General features: G+C 68.1%; 20 protein-coding genes. 14 read left to right on the forward strand and 6 right to left on the reverse strand.

The window, feature by feature from the left end; translation table 11 throughout:
• Nucleotides 1-293 precede the first annotated feature (293 nt).
• Genes RTU05_RS12815 through RTU05_RS12825 form a run of 3 tightly spaced genes read right to left on the reverse strand, consistent with a single transcriptional unit; the run spans nt 294 to nt 1,599 of the window.
• Nucleotides 294-872 (reverse strand): RNA polymerase sigma factor, encoded by a 579-nt coding sequence (locus RTU05_RS12815; protein WP_245159370.1) that lies wholly within the window; start codon nt 870-872, stop codon nt 294-296.
• 8 nt (nt 873-880) lie between these two features.
• Nucleotides 881-1,321, reverse strand: a complete 441-nt coding sequence (locus RTU05_RS12820; RefSeq protein WP_088582505.1) for a Spy/CpxP family protein refolding chaperone — start codon at nt 1,319-1,321, stop codon at nt 881-883.
• The gene (locus RTU05_RS12825) at nt 1,318-1,599 is read right to left on the reverse strand and encodes a hypothetical protein (RefSeq protein WP_088582506.1); all 282 of its coding nucleotides are present in this window, start codon (nt 1,597-1,599) and stop codon (nt 1,318-1,320) included. Before RTU05_RS12825 ends, RTU05_RS12820 begins: the two co-directional genes overlap by 4 nt.
• Before the next feature lie 116 nt (nt 1,600-1,715).
• On the opposite strand from RTU05_RS12825, the gene RTU05_RS12830 reads away from it, so the two are divergent.
• From RTU05_RS12830 to RTU05_RS18325, 6 genes are all read left to right on the forward strand, one after another.
• Complete coding sequence (locus tag RTU05_RS12830) at nt 1,716-2,369, forward strand: DUF2231 domain-containing protein (RefSeq protein WP_088582507.1); 654 nt, start codon at nt 1,716-1,718, stop codon at nt 2,367-2,369.
• A gap of 96 nt (nt 2,370-2,465) precedes the next feature.
• Nucleotides 2,466-3,020, forward strand: a complete 555-nt coding sequence (locus RTU05_RS12835) for a nuclear transport factor 2 family protein (protein ID WP_088582508.1) — start codon at nt 2,466-2,468, stop codon at nt 3,018-3,020.
• Nucleotides 3,021-3,074: 54 nt separating this feature from the next.
• A complete protein-coding gene (locus RTU05_RS12840; RefSeq protein ID WP_306418727.1) occupies nt 3,075-3,545 on the forward strand; it encodes a DUF411 domain-containing protein in 471 nt (156 codons plus the stop codon).
• A 13-nt stretch (nt 3,546-3,558) separates the two neighbouring features.
• Nucleotides 3,559-4,281 (forward strand): PepSY domain-containing protein, encoded by a 723-nt coding sequence (locus RTU05_RS12845; RefSeq protein ID WP_088582510.1) that lies wholly within the window; start codon nt 3,559-3,561, stop codon nt 4,279-4,281.
• Nucleotides 4,278-4,619 carry a hypothetical protein gene (locus RTU05_RS12850; protein WP_088582511.1) on the forward strand — a complete coding sequence of 114 codons (342 nt, stop codon included), beginning with the start codon at nt 4,278-4,280 and terminating at the stop codon, nt 4,617-4,619. Before RTU05_RS12845 ends, RTU05_RS12850 begins: the two co-directional genes overlap by 4 nt.
• A gap of 122 nt (nt 4,620-4,741) precedes the next feature.
• Nucleotides 4,742-4,939, forward strand: a complete 198-nt coding sequence (locus RTU05_RS18325; protein ID WP_353738806.1) for a hypothetical protein — start codon at nt 4,742-4,744, stop codon at nt 4,937-4,939.
• Here the strand turns inward: RTU05_RS18325 and RTU05_RS12855 are convergent.
• From RTU05_RS12855 to copC, 3 genes are all read right to left on the reverse strand, one after another.
• Nucleotides 4,902-6,173, reverse strand: a complete 1,272-nt coding sequence (locus RTU05_RS12855) for a type II restriction endonuclease (protein ID WP_312598778.1) — start codon at nt 6,171-6,173, stop codon at nt 4,902-4,904. The two genes, RTU05_RS18325 and RTU05_RS12855, sit on opposite strands and share 38 nt — an antisense overlap.
• Before the next feature lie 126 nt (nt 6,174-6,299).
• Nucleotides 6,300-7,235, reverse strand: a complete 936-nt coding sequence (copD, locus tag RTU05_RS12860) for a copper homeostasis membrane protein CopD (RefSeq protein ID WP_088582512.1) — start codon at nt 7,233-7,235, stop codon at nt 6,300-6,302.
• A 6-nt stretch (nt 7,236-7,241) separates the two neighbouring features.
• Complete coding sequence (copC, locus tag RTU05_RS12865) at nt 7,242-7,604, reverse strand: copper homeostasis periplasmic binding protein CopC (protein ID WP_088582513.1); 363 nt, start codon at nt 7,602-7,604, stop codon at nt 7,242-7,244.
• A 172-nt stretch (nt 7,605-7,776) separates the two neighbouring features.
• Between copC and RTU05_RS12870 the strand changes: the two genes are divergently transcribed.
• The 8 genes from RTU05_RS12870 to RTU05_RS12905 all read left to right on the forward strand — a co-directional run bounded on the left by RTU05_RS12870 (nt 7,777) and on the right by RTU05_RS12905 (nt 16,538).
• Nucleotides 7,777-8,139: a hypothetical protein gene (locus RTU05_RS12870; RefSeq protein WP_088582514.1), complete on the forward strand. Its 363-nt coding sequence runs from the start codon at nt 7,777-7,779 to the stop codon at nt 8,137-8,139.
• Nucleotides 8,140-8,417: 278 nt separating this feature from the next.
• A complete protein-coding gene (locus RTU05_RS12875; RefSeq protein WP_312598779.1) occupies nt 8,418-9,617 on the forward strand; it encodes a TolC family protein in 1,200 nt (399 codons plus the stop codon).
• Nucleotides 9,614-10,915 carry an efflux RND transporter periplasmic adaptor subunit gene (locus RTU05_RS12880; RefSeq protein WP_112863185.1) on the forward strand — a complete coding sequence of 434 codons (1,302 nt, stop codon included), beginning with the start codon at nt 9,614-9,616 and terminating at the stop codon, nt 10,913-10,915. The genes RTU05_RS12875 and RTU05_RS12880 overlap by 4 nt, the downstream gene beginning before the upstream one ends.
• Nucleotides 10,912-14,064, forward strand: coding sequence for an efflux RND transporter permease subunit (locus RTU05_RS12885; protein WP_112863184.1), 3,153 nt, complete (start codon nt 10,912-10,914; stop codon nt 14,062-14,064). Before RTU05_RS12880 ends, RTU05_RS12885 begins: the two co-directional genes overlap by 4 nt.
• Complete coding sequence (locus RTU05_RS12890) at nt 14,061-14,471, forward strand: copper-binding protein (RefSeq protein ID WP_035307582.1); 411 nt, start codon at nt 14,061-14,063, stop codon at nt 14,469-14,471. Before RTU05_RS12885 ends, RTU05_RS12890 begins: the two co-directional genes overlap by 4 nt.
• Before the next feature lie 297 nt (nt 14,472-14,768).
• Entirely contained in the window at nt 14,769-15,086 is a 318-nt protein-coding gene (locus RTU05_RS12895; RefSeq protein WP_312572436.1) for a hypothetical protein, read from the forward strand.
• Between the two features lie 36 nt (nt 15,087-15,122).
• Nucleotides 15,123-15,827 carry an AraC family transcriptional regulator gene (locus tag RTU05_RS12900; protein WP_052004914.1) on the forward strand — a complete coding sequence of 235 codons (705 nt, stop codon included), beginning with the start codon at nt 15,123-15,125 and terminating at the stop codon, nt 15,825-15,827.
• 51 nt (nt 15,828-15,878) lie between these two features.
• Nucleotides 15,879-16,538 (forward strand): class I SAM-dependent methyltransferase, encoded by a 660-nt coding sequence (locus RTU05_RS12905; RefSeq protein WP_035307596.1) that lies wholly within the window; start codon nt 15,879-15,881, stop codon nt 16,536-16,538.
• Nucleotides 16,539-16,612 lie beyond the last annotated feature (74 nt).

Consider the following 16,612-nt stretch of genomic DNA (forward strand, 5'->3'; position numbering starts at 1 on the left):
CGGGGTCGTCGCCGAGGCGCCCGGCGCCGTCTGGGCCTCGACCGGTTGAGGGTCGGCGGCCGGCTGGCAGGCGCCCAAGGTGATCGCCGCTGCGGCGGCTAGGATCGGGACTCTCATGTGACAAGCTCCTGAAAGAAAAGGGCGATGATCGGGTCGATTTCCCGCGACGCCCTCATACTAGAATACGCGGACGGGCGCCGCATCCCTCGCCGCCTGGAGGTCGATCGACGGAGCGCCGCTGCGGCCCGAGCGGGGCTAAGGCGCGACGAAGGTTCCGAGGACCCTCGAGCTGATCACTCAAGAGCGGCCCGGACAGCGGGCGTGTCGTCCAGCGCCTCGGACAGCTTGCGACGAGCCCGCGCCACGCGGGTCTCCACGGTCTTGATGGAGACACCCAGCATCCCGGCCGTTTCCGCCTGACTGCGCCCCTCGATCGCCGTCAGCAGAAGCGGAGCCTTGAGGTGCGGCGGCAGATGGCTCACAGCCTCGTTCAACCGCGCCAGCCTTGCGCTGGCATCCATCCGGTCATCCACCGCCTCGGCCCCGTCCGGCACGGACATGGCTTCCGGCGACGACAGGTCGACGCCGCCCCGGATGAGCCGCCGAACGAAGCGGCGACGGCTCCAGTCCCGGCATTTATTGAGTGCGATGGTCCGGATCCAGGCCTCGAAGGGTCGGACCGGGTCGTAGCGGCGAATGTTGATCCAGGCCGCCGCATAGGTGTCCTGCAACAGGTCCCAGGCGTCCTGTTCATCGCCGACATAGCGCCGGACGAAACGGAACAGAGAAGTCTTGGTCTGCCGCATCAACTCGCTGAAGGCCGCCCGGTCCCCGCCGGCGGCGCGGGCTGACAGGTCGTTGGGGCTGTCCACGCGGAACGCTAGCCTTCGTCGGGCGCGAGGGCCTCGACGATACGGTCGTCGAATACCTCGGCCTGGGCCGGCGTCAGAACGGACCGCATCTCGAAGACGTGGGCGATCGTCTCCTTCTGCAAGGCGCCCATGGCGACGTGGAAATGGTCCACCGCCGCCTGGACCTGGGGACCGTCGCCGTCGCTCCGTGCGATCGCGCGCGCCAGTTCCTGATTGGCCGCGCGGACGTCCGCTTCGAGCGCGGGCCGGCGCGCGGCGAACCGGGCTTCGACTGCGTCGATGCGGGTCAGCTGGTCGGGCGAGAGCTTCAGGTCGTGGTGCACGATGTCGTGCAGGGATGGCGGTTCGCGCCGGCTCAGCACCCAGCTGGCGCTGATCCAAGTGCCCGCGCCGCTGGCGACCGCCGCCAGGACGGCCGTCAGGGCGATGGCCTGCCAGCCGCGCTTCATCGGCCGGTTTCCAGTCTCACCAGAGGCGACAGGCCCGCGTCGACCGTGAAAATGGCCATCTCCCCGGCCGGTCTGGGGGCGGCGACCGCGCCGACGCCGCCTGCCGTCAGGCCGGTGACCAGGGCCATGGCGACGGCCCCCAAACGCAGTTGCGACGCGAGCCTTTCGCCGCGAAGCGCGTCGACCCGGCTCCAGACGAGCGGTTCGAGCCCGTCGAGCGACCGGCCCAAGGGCGTCGCCGCCGATCCGGCCAAAAGATCATCCAAATTACGCGCCATCGAACACTCTCCTTGCGCCCCTAATCCCTACTACGCCGAAACAAGCCAAATCCCTCAAACGAGGGGACGGCCTCCCCGGTGCGTAGTTAGCAGAAGGGACGGGATGGGAGAGAACAATGTCGATACGCAAACTTCTGTCGGGGATCGCCCTGGTGGTGGCGCTGTCTGTCAGCGCGCCCGCGTTCGCGCACGAGGATCATGACAAGCAGGCCGCGGCCCGTGCCCAGGCCGCCGCGCCGGCGGGCGCCGTGCCAGAAGGCGGCGTGATGGCCATGCCGGGGATGGCTATGGACATGGACCACGGGGCCATGACGGCGGACGAGGGTCCCAAGCCAATGCCTCAGCGCCTGTATCGCTGGCTCGGCGCCATGCATCCCGCCGCCGTCCATTTCCCGATCGCGCTGTTCCTCGTCGCCGCGCTCCTCGAGATCGCCGCCCTGACGCTGCGTCGGCCGGTCCTGACCCAGGGCACGCGGGTGATCATCGCCCTGGCGGCGATCTCCGCGGTCGCCGCGGTGGCGCTGGGATGGTTCGCTATGGGGCTGCCCGGGAAGGACGATGTGACTCACCTCTACCATCGGTGGCTCGGCACCTCGATCGCCGCGCTCGGCCTGCTGAGCTGGTGGGCGAAGGAACAATGGGTCCGCCGGCCGGGGCGCGGGCGCGAGCTGATCTACATCGGTCTTTTGACCGTGACCGCCGCCGCCGTGGTGGTCAACGGCCTGCTGGGCGGGATGCTGACCCATGGCATGAGGCATCTGATGTTCTGACGGCCTTGGGGTCCGTCGTCGCCCGAACGCCTCGTTCTTCATCTACTTCGCCGGACCGGGTTCTACTGCGGCCGCGGCAAACCAGGAGACTGCACCATGATGTTCCGTTCAGCACTCGCCGGATCGGCGGTCGCCGCCCTCCTCGCGACCTCCGGCCAAGCGCAAGCTCAATCACAGGCGCCGGCCCGCTCCCACGCCCCCGGCTCGGCCCATACGCCAGGCTCGGCGCACGCCCCCGGCGATGCGCAATCCGCTGACGAGGCCCAGGTCCGAGCGGTCGTCACCGCCTACAAGGACGCCATCGAGCGGATGGACGTGTCGCAGACGCCGGCCCTGTTCTGGACCGACTCGGAGATCTTCGAGAACGGCGGCGTGGAGGGATCGTTCGCCTATTATCTGGAGCACCATCTCGGGCCCGAATTCGCCGATCTGGCCGGCTTCGACTTCCGCAACCACGAAATGAAAGTCGAGGTTGACGGCGACACCGCCTTCGTGAGCGAGACCTACACCTTCCACATCACCTTCAAGTACGGAGCCCGGGCCCCCATAGAGCGCCGCGGCGCCGCCACGAGCGTCCTGCGCAAGCGGGGTGACGAGTGGAGGTTCGACGTCTATCACTCCTCGGCCCGGCCCTTCCGCCCCGCCGCCTGATCGCGGCGGCGACCGTCATCGGCGGCCTCCAGATATCGCTCGCCAGAGGGACCCATGAGATCGATGCCCACCCTTTCACGCCGTGCGTTTCTGGCCGCGGGGGCCGGCTCCGTCGCCGTCGCGGCCTGCGCTCCGGGCGCCCGTTCATCGACCGAGCTCGCGGTCTACAAGACCCCGACCTGCGCCTGTTGCACGGCCTGGGTGGATCACATGCGCGCCGCCGGCTTCAAGGCGCGGGTCAACGAACTCCCGAGCCTTCGCTCTATACGCAGCACCCAAGGCGTGCCCGAGGCGCTCGCCTCCTGCCACACGGCCATGATCGGCGGCTATGTCCTCGAGGGCCATGTGCCGGCCGAGGATGTCCGCAAGCTTCTGGCCGAACGTCCCGAGGCCGTGGGCCTCGCAGTGCCGGCGATGCCGCTGGGGTCTCCCGGCATGGAGACGCCAGACGGCCAACGTGAGCCCTATGAGACCCTGCTGATCCTCAAGGGCGGCGGTACGCGCGTCTTCGCGCGTCACGGCTAGGCGAGGCCCAGGGATGAAGGTTCTCAAGCTCTCCACCCAGCTGCACAAATGGATTGCGCTCGTCGTCGGCCTTCAGGTCCTGTTCTGGGTCGGCGGCGGTCTGGTGATGACGGCCATTCCGATCGAGACGGTGCGCGGCGAACATCGGGCGGTTGACCTCAAGCCGAGCCCGCTGGAGCTCGGCGCGCTTCCGGCACTGAGCGAGATCGCGCGCCGAGCGGGCGTCGCGCCTGTCCAGGCGGAGCTTCACACGACGCCGCGGGGGGCGGCCTGGACCTTGAAGCCGGCGTCGGGCGAGCCAGTCGTCGTGTCCGCCGCGACCGGCCGGCCGTTCGGACCGATGTCGGCCGCCGACGCCTCGGCCTTCGCCAAGGGCGCGTACAAGGGCGAGGCGCGGGTTTCCGGCGCGGTTCTTCTGGCGACGGCGCCCGAGGAGACGGGACGCACCGGACCGCTGTGGCGGGTAGACTTCGCCGACCGCGAAAAGACGGCCTTCTACCTGTCGCCAGCGACAGGCGAAGTGGTGACGCGCCGCTCGGGCGTGTGGCGGATCTTCGACTTCTTCTGGCGACTGCACGTCATGGACTGGAACGACGGCGAGGACTTCAATCACCCCCTGATCATCATCACTACCGCCTTGACCCTGAGCATTGTGATTTCGGGCTTCATCCTGCTGTGGATACGGATCTCCCGCGACCTGAAAATGGCGCGTGCGGTTCGCAAGCGGGAGCCATGAGGCAGGCGACGGCTCGATCACAGGAAGCTCTGCCAAGAGACAACGACCGGACTTCACCACCGCGTCTCGCCGCCCTGACCACCGCCTGGCCGCCGCACATCCTGCGGCAAGAGGACGTCGCGGCCAACGGGGCCGAAATGTTCGCCACGACCCACGGCGGTTTCGAGCGGCTGGCGCCTATCTATCGAAACGCCTTGATCGACACACGGCATTCGTGCGTCCCAATGGACTGGTATCTGCAGCCGCACAGCTTCGCGGAGCGGAACGACCTGTTCCTGGAACACGCAGTCGCCCTGATGGCCGAGAGCACGACGAGCGCGCTGGAGCAAGCGGGGTGATCGCGACCTTGGCCGGTTTTGGACCACTCGGATCATCACCTGCCCGGCGCGCCGCTAGTCCGATCCGGCCCTTCCGGGTCATTCGTCATCCCAACTACTGGATCGCATCTCTTGAGATCGCCATGTTGCCGCTGGTTTTCGGCCAGGTCTGGATAGCAGTGGTGTTCACCGCGCTTAATGCCATGCTGATCACCTGGCGGGTGCGGCTGGAGGATCGCGCTCTTGCCTATCAGGCCTGTGAGCCAGAACGACCTGGATGCGAGGCGGGCCAGTCACCGACGATCAGGTCACGCGGTGCGAAATCTCGGTCGGAGCCCTGAGACCGGTTCCGAAGCGGGCGATTGATGCCCGGTGCCGTTCCAGTTCTCCGTAGGGCAGATAGCGCACATTGAGATCGGCGATCCGGCTGAAGGCCGGACGTTGCAACTGCGCCCGCACATCGTTTTCGCGGCTGTCGGGAGCGACCAGGAAAAGGCCGGCGGAGATGTTTAGTTCGCCTGACAGGGCGAGGTCCAGCATTCGCACGACACCGGAGTAGATCGTGGTGGAATGCTCGACCTCGAAGGCGGCCGCCACGCGGTCCGCGTCTCCCTCCAGCCAGAGTACGTCGATCAGCCGGATGGACTCGGCGCCTGGACCGTTCGCCAGCGACGGCGGTAGTTGTTCTAGGCAGCCCTCGCTCAGGCGTGCGCCCTCGTGCTGGCGCCCGCGGTCATTGGACGCGATCCAGACCCTGTAGCCCAGCGCGCGACCCAGATCACGGACCCAGGCCTGGATCTCTGTGTGGGTCCGGTCCGTCTCGCCCTGCTGGAGCGCGGTCTTCTCGAACTTGACCGCTTCGGCGCGCGCTTCGGCCAGCCGCGCGTCCCAGCCGCTGGCGGACAGACTCTCGTCGTCCAGGGGCGGCGCGGGATAACGGCCGGAGCCCACGTCGAACAGGAAGCCCGCGATCGCCCCGAGATCGTTGGACAGAAGATCGCTGTAGCGAGCGTTGAGGGCCAAAATTCCTTGCCGCATCGCAAGGTAGTGCTCCCAGCTCCCGAGCTTGACCTTTGATCCGGTGATCGCGTTGTAGCCGTTGACGATCGCGGTATTGAACGGCGAAACGTGGGTGGGATGGAGAAAATAGATCAGGTTGGCCACTGCAGGCCCGAGTCCCTTGATTCGGAGTTGGTCGATCGTGCGGATGCCCGCGAGAATTTCCGTTGCTGTCGAACAACAGCTGCAGTGATGCAGGAGCCGGCCGAAAGCGCGTTGATTGGCCGGGTTTTCGTAGATGTCCGGGATGCGAAGTTTGGGCTTCCAGAGGAAGGCATGGTCCGCGCCCTTGAAAATCTGCCGTTGTTCGGCCACCGAATGAACGATCGTCTCCAGCGACGACCCGCGATAGGCCACGCCGAACCGGCCTGCTTCGATCTCCTTGACGACCTGGCCGATGCCGCGACGGATGGAGCGGAAATTCTTCAGACGCTCGTCCCACAAGAACCAGGTCTGGTAGGTCGCAGCCGGGTCGCGCCGCCACTGTTCAATAAGATCACGAACTCGATCTGACACGGCGCGCCCCCTCAATTCTTGAGCAGTCTAGGCGGGTCCAGGTCGCTGGGCCAACGGCCATTCGCAGCCGGTCCCAAGAGCGCGTGCGACGCACCTGGCTCCAGCGCGTTCGGCGCGCGCCAACGGCTACATCGCCATTTCCATGGCCGAGACCGGAGCCAGGGTTCCCATGATGGACACCAGGGCCAGCAGCCCCAGGGCGAGGAGGGTCTCCATCACCAAGCTGCGTTTCAGCCGTGAAATGGCGGGGCCAAGATACTCGGGATCGTCCAGGGCGCTGCCGAGGTGGGGCGTCAGATAAAAGCGGTTCGCGGCCGCCAGAACCAGCATGAGCGCGAAGAGCACGAGCTTGCCCGTCAACAGCAGACCGTAGGGCGTGCTCAAGAGGCCAGCGATACGATCGGGTCCGACCATGAACCAGCTGTTCACCAGTCCGCTCAGAACCAGGACGGCGACCGATGCGGATCCGACGCCGGCGAATCCGTGAAGGGCTCGATAGAGGATCCTATCGCCATCGACCGTTTCTGACCGCCGCCGCAACGTCAGGATCAGCAAGGCCGCGAGCGCGCCGAGCCACACCGCCGCCGCCCAGCTGTGCAGGATCGCGGCCGTCAGATGAACATAGCGCCCCGCGCCTTCGGTGGCCGCGCCGTGTCCCGTCCAGGCGAAGCTGGCGCCGACGATAAGACCGGCGACAGCGACGAATTTCCACAGGCCGCGGGACGGCTTGTCTTGAATGAGCGCAAGAAGCGCGAGCAACGCGGCCAGCGTCCGGACGAGAAAGGCGGGTCCGAGGCTCGTGCCCGTGAGCATGAAGCCGAGCGTCGCCGGCTTGAGACCTTCAGTCAGCGAGCCCGCCATCACAGCGGTCTGGGCCGCGAAGGCGGCGGCGGAGCCTATGGCGACCACGGCCGCCGCGCTGACCAGCAAGGATCTCGTCCAGCCGAGGGCCACCGCGTCCGACCCGCGCAACCCGTAGAGGAGGAACAGCGGCGTCCCGAGCAGGACGACCGCGCCGCCGTACTGCGCGAGCCGGAGCAGGATGACCAGAACGTCGAGCACGATGGGTCAGCGTACCGTGAAGGCGATGGCGCCGGTCATACGGTGGCCGTCGGCGGAGGCGGCATGCCAGTTGAGGCTGTAGGCGCCGGCCGCGAGCGGTCGCGCCGTCCGTCCCGAAACGGTCATGCCGTCATCGGAGACGGTGGTCGCGACCGGGAATTTGGCACCGGCGGCGTTCACGACCTCGAGGCCCGAGAAAGCGGGAACGACGCGTTCGCTGAAGGTGACCGTCAGCGAACGCGGCGAGGCGATGCTCGCGCTCGCCGCCGGGTTGGAGGCGACGACGCGCGCGTGGGCGGCAGCCTGCGTCGCCCCCAACAGCAGGGCGCCGACGGCGCCGACGACGGAAAGGATTTTGCGAGTGGTCATAGGGAGGCTCCGAAACCAGAGGGGTTCAATGAGTTATACGGGCGCCGGGGTTGAATCCCTCGTTCGAACTGCGGGCGGGCGCGCGCTGATCCGGAGCATTGCGTTGCGCGCGCCCGACGCCAGCCCGTCGGTCGCTTGACACGGCCGGCCGACGGGCGTGGGATGACCGCGCATGTGGAACCTCGTCCGCACCCTTCTGTTCGCCCTGGCGGTGGCCGGCTTCGTCGGCCAGTCGTCCGCGCACGCCACGCCGTTCCAGGTATTCGAAGCGACGGGCGGCATGGCGGACATGGATTGCGCCGAGATGATGGTGATGGCGGACGGGCCTTCCGGCGGCGCTACTAGCCCTTGCGACGAGATGACGCCCGACTGCATCGCCAAGATGGGCTGCGCCGCCGTCGCGGCGCCCATGCCGCCGGCGCCGACCGTTCAACGGCCTTCGGCTCCGCGGGGACTCCGGTTCGCAGCCGTCGATGTCGTGCGAGAGGGCGCAGGCCCGCTTCCACTGAAGAATCCGCCGAAACGGCTGGCGTAGACCGCTTCCGCTGATCGAAGGCCGTGAGCGCCGTTGCGCGGGCGACCGCCGATCGATCGATCCGAGCCCTTCGCCGATGTCCCGCCCTCAAGGCGGGTCAAGTGGTTTCGAGGAATTCCATGACCATTCGTTTGAGGTCGGCGATACGCGCGTCTGCGTGTCCGCCGCCCCGTGTCCGCCGGCCGCGCGTCCTGACGCGACGCGCCGAGGTTTCGGCGCCGTCCGCGCGCCGTGCTCTGATCGCAAGCTGGGCGATCCTCCCGGCTTCCATTTTGCTCGTGAGCGTCTGGACCGCGCCGGCCCAGGCTGACCCCCAGACGTTCGACGAGGCCCTGGCCCGCGCGGCGTTCAGCGCACCCAGTCTGCGCGCCAGCGCATTGGGTGTCGACGCCGCTCGTGCGGCCGTTCCGGCAGCGGGGCTTCTGCCGGACCCCCGGCTCTCCGTCGGTCTCGACGGATATCCGGTGACCGGGCCGTTCGCGGGGCAATTCGATGAAGACTTCACCATGCTCAGGATCGGCGTCGAGCAGGAGGTGCCCAGCCGCGCGCGTCGTCGCGCCGAGCGAGACATCGCCGAGGCGGCGATCGGCGTCGCCGGCGCTGAGGAGTCCGTCGCGCGACGAGAGGTCCGGGTCGCCGTGGGCCTTGCGTGGATCGACCTGTTCTATGCCGAACGCCGCTTTGCGGCGTTGGAAGAGCTGCTGGCGACGTTGCAACCCCTGTGGGACGCCGCCCCGGCCGGAGTCGCGTCCGGCGCCTATCGGCCCGCCAACGCTCTCGGGCCCGTTCAGCTCAAAGCCGATCTTGACGATCGCCGCAGCAGTCTCGCCGCCGACATCGAGAAGGCGCGAGCCGAACTCGCCCGGTGGACGGGCGACGCCGATCCCGAGACGGTTGGCCCGCCGCCGCAGGACGATCTCGACCTGACCGCCTTGCGGAACGGCATCGCCCAGCTGCCGACCGTGCGGGCCTATGGAGCCGCCGCGCGCCGCGCCGAAGCCGAGGTCGACCTGGCCCGCGCCGGACGTCGCCCGGACTGGTCGTTCCAAGCCAGCTACGCCCGCCGCGATGAGCGGTTCGGCGATCTGTTCTCCGTCGGAGCGAGCGTGCGGCTGCCGATCTTTCCCGGTCGAAGGCAGGATCCCGTCATCGCCGCGCGCGCCGCTGATGCGCTGCGGGTCACCGCCGAGCGTGAGGACGCTGAGCGCGTGTTGACCGCGTCGCTGCGAAGCGTCCTGGCCGAATACGCGACCGCTCACGATCAATGGGTCCGGTCGCGCGACGTCGTTCTGCCCAGTGTCCTTCAGCGTTCCGATCTCGAAACCGCGAGCTATGCGGCGGGTCGGGCGGGCATCGTTGAAGTTCTCGAAGCCTTCACCGCCGTGGCCAACGCCCGGCTCGACACGCTCGATCGCGAGGCCGCCGTGATGCGTCAAGTGGTCGAGATCACTCTCACCTATGGGAACGACGACCGATGAACGCCCTTCGCAACAAACGCCTGGGCATCGCCATGGGCGCGCTTCTTTTGGTCGGGGTCGGCGTCGGGGCCGGCATCGTCGTCGCTCCGCGGCTGGATGGGGCCGGCGGTGAGACCGCCGAGGGGGGAGGGGAGCGCGAGATCCTCTATTGGTACGATCCCATGGTTCCAAACGAACGCTACCCGGGGCCGGGGAAGTCGTCCATGAACATGGAGACCATCCCCAAATATGCCGATGAGGGGGGAACGACCGCCACCCCCGGCGTTCGAATCGATCCGGCGCTGGCCCAGAATTTGGGGGTCCGGTATGCCACGGCTCGCCGTGGCGACCTTGAGGGCGATCTGAGCGCCACGGCGGTGGTCGATTACAATGAACGCGACATCGCCGTGGTCCAGTCGCGGGCCGACGGCTTCGTGCAGCGAGTCTACAACCGCGCGCCGGGCGATGTCATCGCTGCGGGCGCGCCTCTGGTCGATTTGCTCATCCCGACCTGGGGCGGCGCCCAGACGGAATATCTGGCCGTACGGCGCACCGGCAACACGCCCCTGATCCAGGCGGCGCGGCAGCGACTGGTGCTGATGGGCATGTCCGAGAGCCTGATCGCCTCGGTGGAGCGCAGCGGGCGGGCGCGAAACACGATCACGATCTCAACGCCCACTGGCGGCGTGATCAAGACCCTGGGCGTGCGCGCCGGCATGAGCGTGACCCAAGGCATGACCTTGGCCGAGATCAACGGCCTGGCCACCGTCTGGGTCAATGCCGCCATCCCGGAGGCGCTGGGGAGCCGGCTAAGGGTCGGACAGTCCGTCGAGGTGGCTTTGACCGCGTTCCCGGGAGAGCGGTTCACGGGTCGTCTGACCGCCCTGTTGCCGGAACTCGTCGGCGACAGCCGCACGGTCACGGGACGGATCGAAATGGCCAATCGCGGGGGCCGTTTGCGCCCCGGCATGTTCGGCCGGATCACCTTCGGCGGCGGTTCGACGACGGCGTTGCTCGTGCCGACCGAGGCGGTGATCCGAACGGGTGAACGGGACATTGTCATGCTCGCCCGGCCGGAAGGCCGGTATCAACCGGCCGAGGTCCGTGTCGGGCGAGAAGCCGGGGGGCAAACCGAGATCCTCGCCGGTCTCAGGGAAGGCGAACGGATCGTCGCGTCGGGGCAGTTCCTGATCGATTCCGAAGCCAGCCTGTCAGGCGTAACGGCGCGGCCGATCGGCCCGACGTCCCGGCCCGCCACCGCCGCCCCAACGGGCGCATCCATGGCCGCGCCCGCCTCGCGCGGGAGGTCGAGCCAATGATCGCCGCGGTCATTCGCGCCTCGGTCAAGGGGCGCTTCCTCGTCCTTATGGCCGCCGTCGCCCTGCTCGCCGCCGGCCTGTTCGCGGTTCGCAGCACGCCGGTCGACGCCTTGCCGGACCTGTCGGACGTGCAGGTCATCATTCGCACCAGCTACCCGGGGCAGGCGCCCCAGATCGTCGAGAACCAGGTCACCTATCCTCTGGCGACCACCATGCTGTCCGTACCCGGCGCGCGAACGGTTCGAGGCTATTCCTTCTTCGGCGACAGCTTCGTCTATGTGCTGTTCGAAGATGGGACGGACCTCTACTGGGCGCGTTCCCGGGTCCTCGAATACCTCAGCCAGGTGCAGGCGCGGCTTCCCGCGACCGCCCAACCGGCACTTGGTCCGGACGCCACCGGCGTAGGCTGGGTCTATGAATACGCCCTGGTCGATCGCACAGGCCGCAACGATCTGGCGCAATTGCGAAGCCTGCAGGATTGGTTCCTCCGCTACGAGCTGAAGACCGTGCCGGGGGTCGCCGAGGTCGCCAGCCTGGGCGGCATGGTGCGGCAATACCAGGTGGTGCTCGACCCCGTCAGGCTCGCGTCCTACGGCGTCACCCATCAGGCGGTGGTGGACGCTCTCCAGCGCGCCAACGGCGAGACGGGCGGCTCGGTGCTCCAGCTCGCCGAAGCCGAATACATGATCCGCGCCAACGGCTATCTGACCGAGCTCGACGACTTCCGGGCCGTGCCGCTCCGCACGGCGGCTGGAGGCGTGCCGATCAGCCTCGGGGATGTCGCGACCATCCAGATCGGCCCGGAGATGAGACGCGGCATAGCCGAGCTCAACGGCGAAGGCGAGGTCGCGGGCGGCGTCGTCATCCTTCGATCCGGCGCAAACGCCCGCGCCACGATCGCGGCCGTGACCGAGAAACTCGAGACGCTCAAAGCCGGACTGCCCCCGGGAGTCGAAGTGGTGACGACCTACGATCGCTCGCAGCTCATCGACCGGGCGATCGACAATCTGAGCGGCAAGCTGATCGAGGAGTTCATAGTCGTCGCCCTGGTCTGCGGCCTGTTCCTCTGGCACGCCCGGTCGGCGCTGGTCGCCATCCTGACCCTGCCGCTGGGCGTCCTGGCGGCCTTCCTGATCATGAATCTTCAGGGCGTGAACGCCAACATCATGTCGCTGGGCGGCATCGCCATCGCCATCGGCGCCATGGTGGATGCGGCGGTGGTCATGATCGAGAACGCCCACAAACACATCGAACGATGGGAACACGATCACCCGGATGAAAAGCTGGCGGGCGAAGATCGCTGGAAGGTCATCACCGAGGCGGCCGTGGAGGTCGGCCCCGCGCTGTTCCTGAGCCTGCTGATCATCACCCTGTCGTTCATCCCGGTGTTCAGCCTGCAGGCCCAGGAGGGCCGGCTGTTCGCGCCCCTAGCCTTTACCAAGAGCTATGCGATGGCGGCGGCGGCGATCCTGTCCATCACTCTCGTGCCGGTTCTGATGGGCTATCTGATCCGCGGACGGATCCCGGCCGAACAGAGCAATCCGATCAATCGCTGGCTCACGCGCATCTATCGCGGGCCATTGGACTGGGTGCTGCATCATCCCAGAAAGACCTTGGTGGCAGCCTTGCTGATCTTCGCCACCACCGCCTGGCCTCTTAGCCAGCTCGGCGGCGAATTCATGCCGGCGATGGACGAGGGCGACCTGCTGTATATGCCTTCGGCCCAGCCGGGTCTCTCCCCGGCCAAGGCCGCGGAACTGCTGCAACAGACGGACCGGATGATCCGCACCGTGCCCGAAGTGGCGACCGTGTTCGGCAAGGCGGGCCGGGCGGAAACCGCCACGGATCCGGCTCCGCTGGAGATGTTCGAGACCACCATCCAGTTCAAGCCGCGCGATGAATGGCGGCCGGGCATGACCCCGGAAAAACTGATCGAAGAACTCGATCGCGCGGTTCAGGTCCCCGGACTGTCCAACGTCTGGGTCCCTCCCATCCGAAATCGCATCGACATGCTGGCGACGGGCATCAAGAGCCCCGTCGGCGTCAAGGTGTCCGGCTCTGACCTGGCCGCGATGGACCGTATCGCGGCCCAGGTGGCCGATGTCGCCAGGACCGTACCGGGCGTGACCTCCGCCTTGGCCGAACGCCTGACCGGCGGGCGTTATGTCGACATCGACATCGACCGGCGCGCGGCGGCCCGCTACGGCCTGAACATCGCCGATGTCCAATCGATCGTATCGGGCGCCGTGGGCGGCGAGACGATCGGACAGACGGTGGAGGGGCTCGCCCGCTATCCGATCAGCGTCCGTTACCCGAGAGAATTGCGCGACAGTCTGGAGCAACTGCGCGCCCTGCCGATGCTGACGCCGTCGGGCCAGCAGATCACCCTTGGCACGGTCACCAATATCCAGATCGCGGACGGCCCGCCGATGCTCAAGTCCGAGAACGGCAGGCTGACCACCTGGGTCTATGTCGACACTCGGGGGCGCGACCTCGCGTCTGTCGTCGCCGATCTGCGTCAGGCGGTCGCCAGCGAGGTGGATCTCGCGCCGGGCGTCAGCATCGCCTACTCCGGCCAGTTCGAATATCTGGAACGGGCGGCCGAGCGGCTAAAGATCGTGGTTCCGGCCACGCTCGTGATCATCTTCATCCTGCTCTATCTGACCTTCGGGCGCTTCGACGAAGCCCTCCTCATCATGGGCACCCTGCCATTCGCCCTGACCGGCGGCTTCTGGTTGCTCTATCTGATGGGCTTCGATCAGTCGGTCGCGACCGGGGTTGGCTTCATCGCCCTCGCTGGCCTGTCGGCGGAGTTCGGCGTCGTGATGCTGATCTATCTCAAACATGCGCTGAAGGATCGAGGACCTGATCCCGACCGGGAGCAGGTCGAGGAGGCCGTTCGCGAGGGCGCCCTTCTGCGGGTCCGGCCCAAGGCGATGACGGTCGCCGTGATCTTGGGCGGTCTGTTCCCGATCCTGATCGGCCACGGCGCGGGGTCGGAGATCATGACCCGGATCGCGGCGCCAGTCATTGGCGGCATGATCACCGCGCCCCTCCTGTCGATGCTCGTCATCCCAGCCGGCTATCTCCTCCTGAGACGCCGGAAATCACGTCCCACCCAAACCCCCACCCAAGGAGCTACCCTATGAAAAACCTGTTCGTGAAGTCGGCCAGGCTCGCCCTCGGCCTGAGCCTGTCAGCCGGGGCGGTCATTGCCCTGGCGGCCTGCAGTCAGCAGCCGGCGACGGAGACGGAAACCCCAGCCGCCACCGGTTCCGCCGTTGCCCCCGCGGCGCCGGCGGAGATGGACGCCATGTCGTCGGCGGCCGGAGAGGAGTCCGCGACCGCGCGCGGGGTGATTTCGGCCATCGACGCGGAGGGCGGCAAGATCACGATCGAGCACGAGCCGATCGCCAGTCTGGAATGGCCCGCGATGACCATGGGCTTCGCGGCGTCACCCGCCCTGATTGACCAGGCGAAGGTCGGCGACCGGGTCGAGTTTGATCTGGTCGTTACAGGCAGCGCGGGCGAAGTGAAGGCGATTCGGCCGCAGTAATCCCCTGCTGCCGGACTGTCGTCGCACGGGGCGGCGGCGTCCGGGTTGACGACGCGGCGGGGAACCTTTGGCTTCTCCGCCGCGTCGAGCCTTTATGGGTTCAGCAGACGGCTTCAAAGCGGCGTGAAGATGGACAGTGCCGACTGTCCGAGTTGTTTCGGTCCGAACCCGAATGGGCTTCGAGGCGGCGCTCGGCGCGGGGATGTCGTGCGAACAAGCCGAACCGTGGACTGAGGGACCGCAGCGTTGGAACTCGCCTTGGAGTACCCGAGTTCGATCTTGAAGGAGGTGGGTGACATGAGCGACATGAACGGAATGCCCTCAAGGTCGGGCGAGGCACGCCTGTCGTGCCTGCTGAGGTCCATCGATCTGACTCCTCAACGACGGGCGCCCGCGTCGGATCTTCTTGGGCGGTCCCGCCGGGGCTCGGTGGCCGCCGCCCTGCTGCTGGTGCTCCTGGTGGTCGCCGTCGTGAGCTGGCGAACCGGTCCCGCCGGCGTGGCGTCCGGGGCGCGGGAAGAGCGCCTCGAGGACGACGCCGACGAGCCCGCGCGATCCGACCGCCGCGACGAGCGAGATCGCCGCGGCCGATCCGGGGGCCGGGACCGTGACTGACCCCATCCGGCGTCGTTTCCCGCCTGTGGCGCGCCGGTGAGCCCTGACGGCGCCTGGCGCGGGGGTCTGCAGATCGGCCCGGGCTGGGCGCGGTGGCGCGGCGCGGTCGGCGACAACGCGCTTCACCGGCACCTCGCGGCGCAGGCGGTGTTCGCCGACCGGCCGATCGCCGTCGAGACTGCGGGCGGCCGCGTCCTTCGCGCCACGGCGTTTCTCGTCGATCCGCTCGTGGGCCATCGGCTCGGCGCCGCGGCGCAGGCCGAGATCCTGTTTTTCGAGCCGGGAAGTCTGGGCGTGGAGGCGCGCGCGGCGCTTCGGGCCGTGCTCGTCCGCGCGTCCAGCGCCCACGTGCTGGCGGCCGAGGGCCGTCGGCGGTTCTGGTCGGACCAGGCGGGCGGAGCCGGAGGCGAGCCGGCCGCGCCCGCGGTGTCCTGGATGGCCGGCGTCCTGACGTTCATCGACGCCGCGCTCTCGGAAGGCCCCGTGCGGCTCGATGCGGCTGCGGGCCGCGCGGGTTTGTCGGCCGACCGGTTCCGTCACGTCTTCGCCGAAGCGCAAGGCTTGTCGTTCAAGCGGTTCGTCCTCTGGCGGCGGCTGCAGCTTGCGGCGACACTGCTGGCGGGCGGGGTCGACGTGACCACCGCCGCCCATGAGGCCGGCTTCTCCGACGGCGCGCACCTCGCGCGGACGATGAAGGCGATGTTCGGGGTGCAGCCGCGGCGCCTGGTCCCCTCCGGCTGAGCAGCCGCTTCGTTCAAGCGGCGAGCCCGAATCCAGGCGATGCTCGTCGCCATGAACCAGGACAGAGACTTCGTCCCCGCGCTCGGTCGCCACGAGCTCACCGGCGCCTACGACAGGGTGCTGGCCGTCATGACCCGGGAGCGTCGCTGGCGGTGCGCCCTGCTGTCGGAAGCCGATCCGCAGCCTGGCGAGACAATCCTCGACGTCGGCTGCGGCACCGGGACCTTCGCGATCCAGCTCAAGACGGCGTCGCCGGGATCGCGCCTCATCGGCGTCGATCCCGACAAGGCGGTGCTGGAGATCGCGCGCGACAAGGCTCGCCGGGCCGGGGTCCACGTGGAATGGCGAGCCGGCTACGGGGACGCGCTGACCGCGATCCTGCCGGGCGCGGCCGCGGACAAGGTGGTCTCGAGCCTGGTGCTGCATCAATGCCCGATGCCCGTGAAGCGGGCGATCCTCGCCGCCTGCCTGGGCGCGCTTCGACCCGGCGGCCGGCTGCATATGGCCGACGCCGGCCGCCAGGCGAATCCCTTGATGCGCCTGCTCTTCCGGCAGGTTCAGATGCTGGACGGCTTCGAGCACACCGAGCCCAATGCGCTCGGCGTGCTCCCGGACCTCATGCGCGAAGCCGGCTTCGAGGCCGTGAGCGAGACGCGGCGGATTCCCACCCCGACCGGGTCGATCTCCCTCTACGCGGCCGTGCGGCCGTAGGCCGCCGTCGGGGGCGCCGCGACGCCCTCGACAGCGAGCTCCGCCTGCCCGCGATGACGGCGGGCCCGAGCTCG

It is taken from the genome of Brevundimonas sp., from assembly GCF_032017145.1.
Lineage (GTDB): Bacteria > Pseudomonadota > Alphaproteobacteria > Caulobacterales > Caulobacteraceae > Brevundimonas.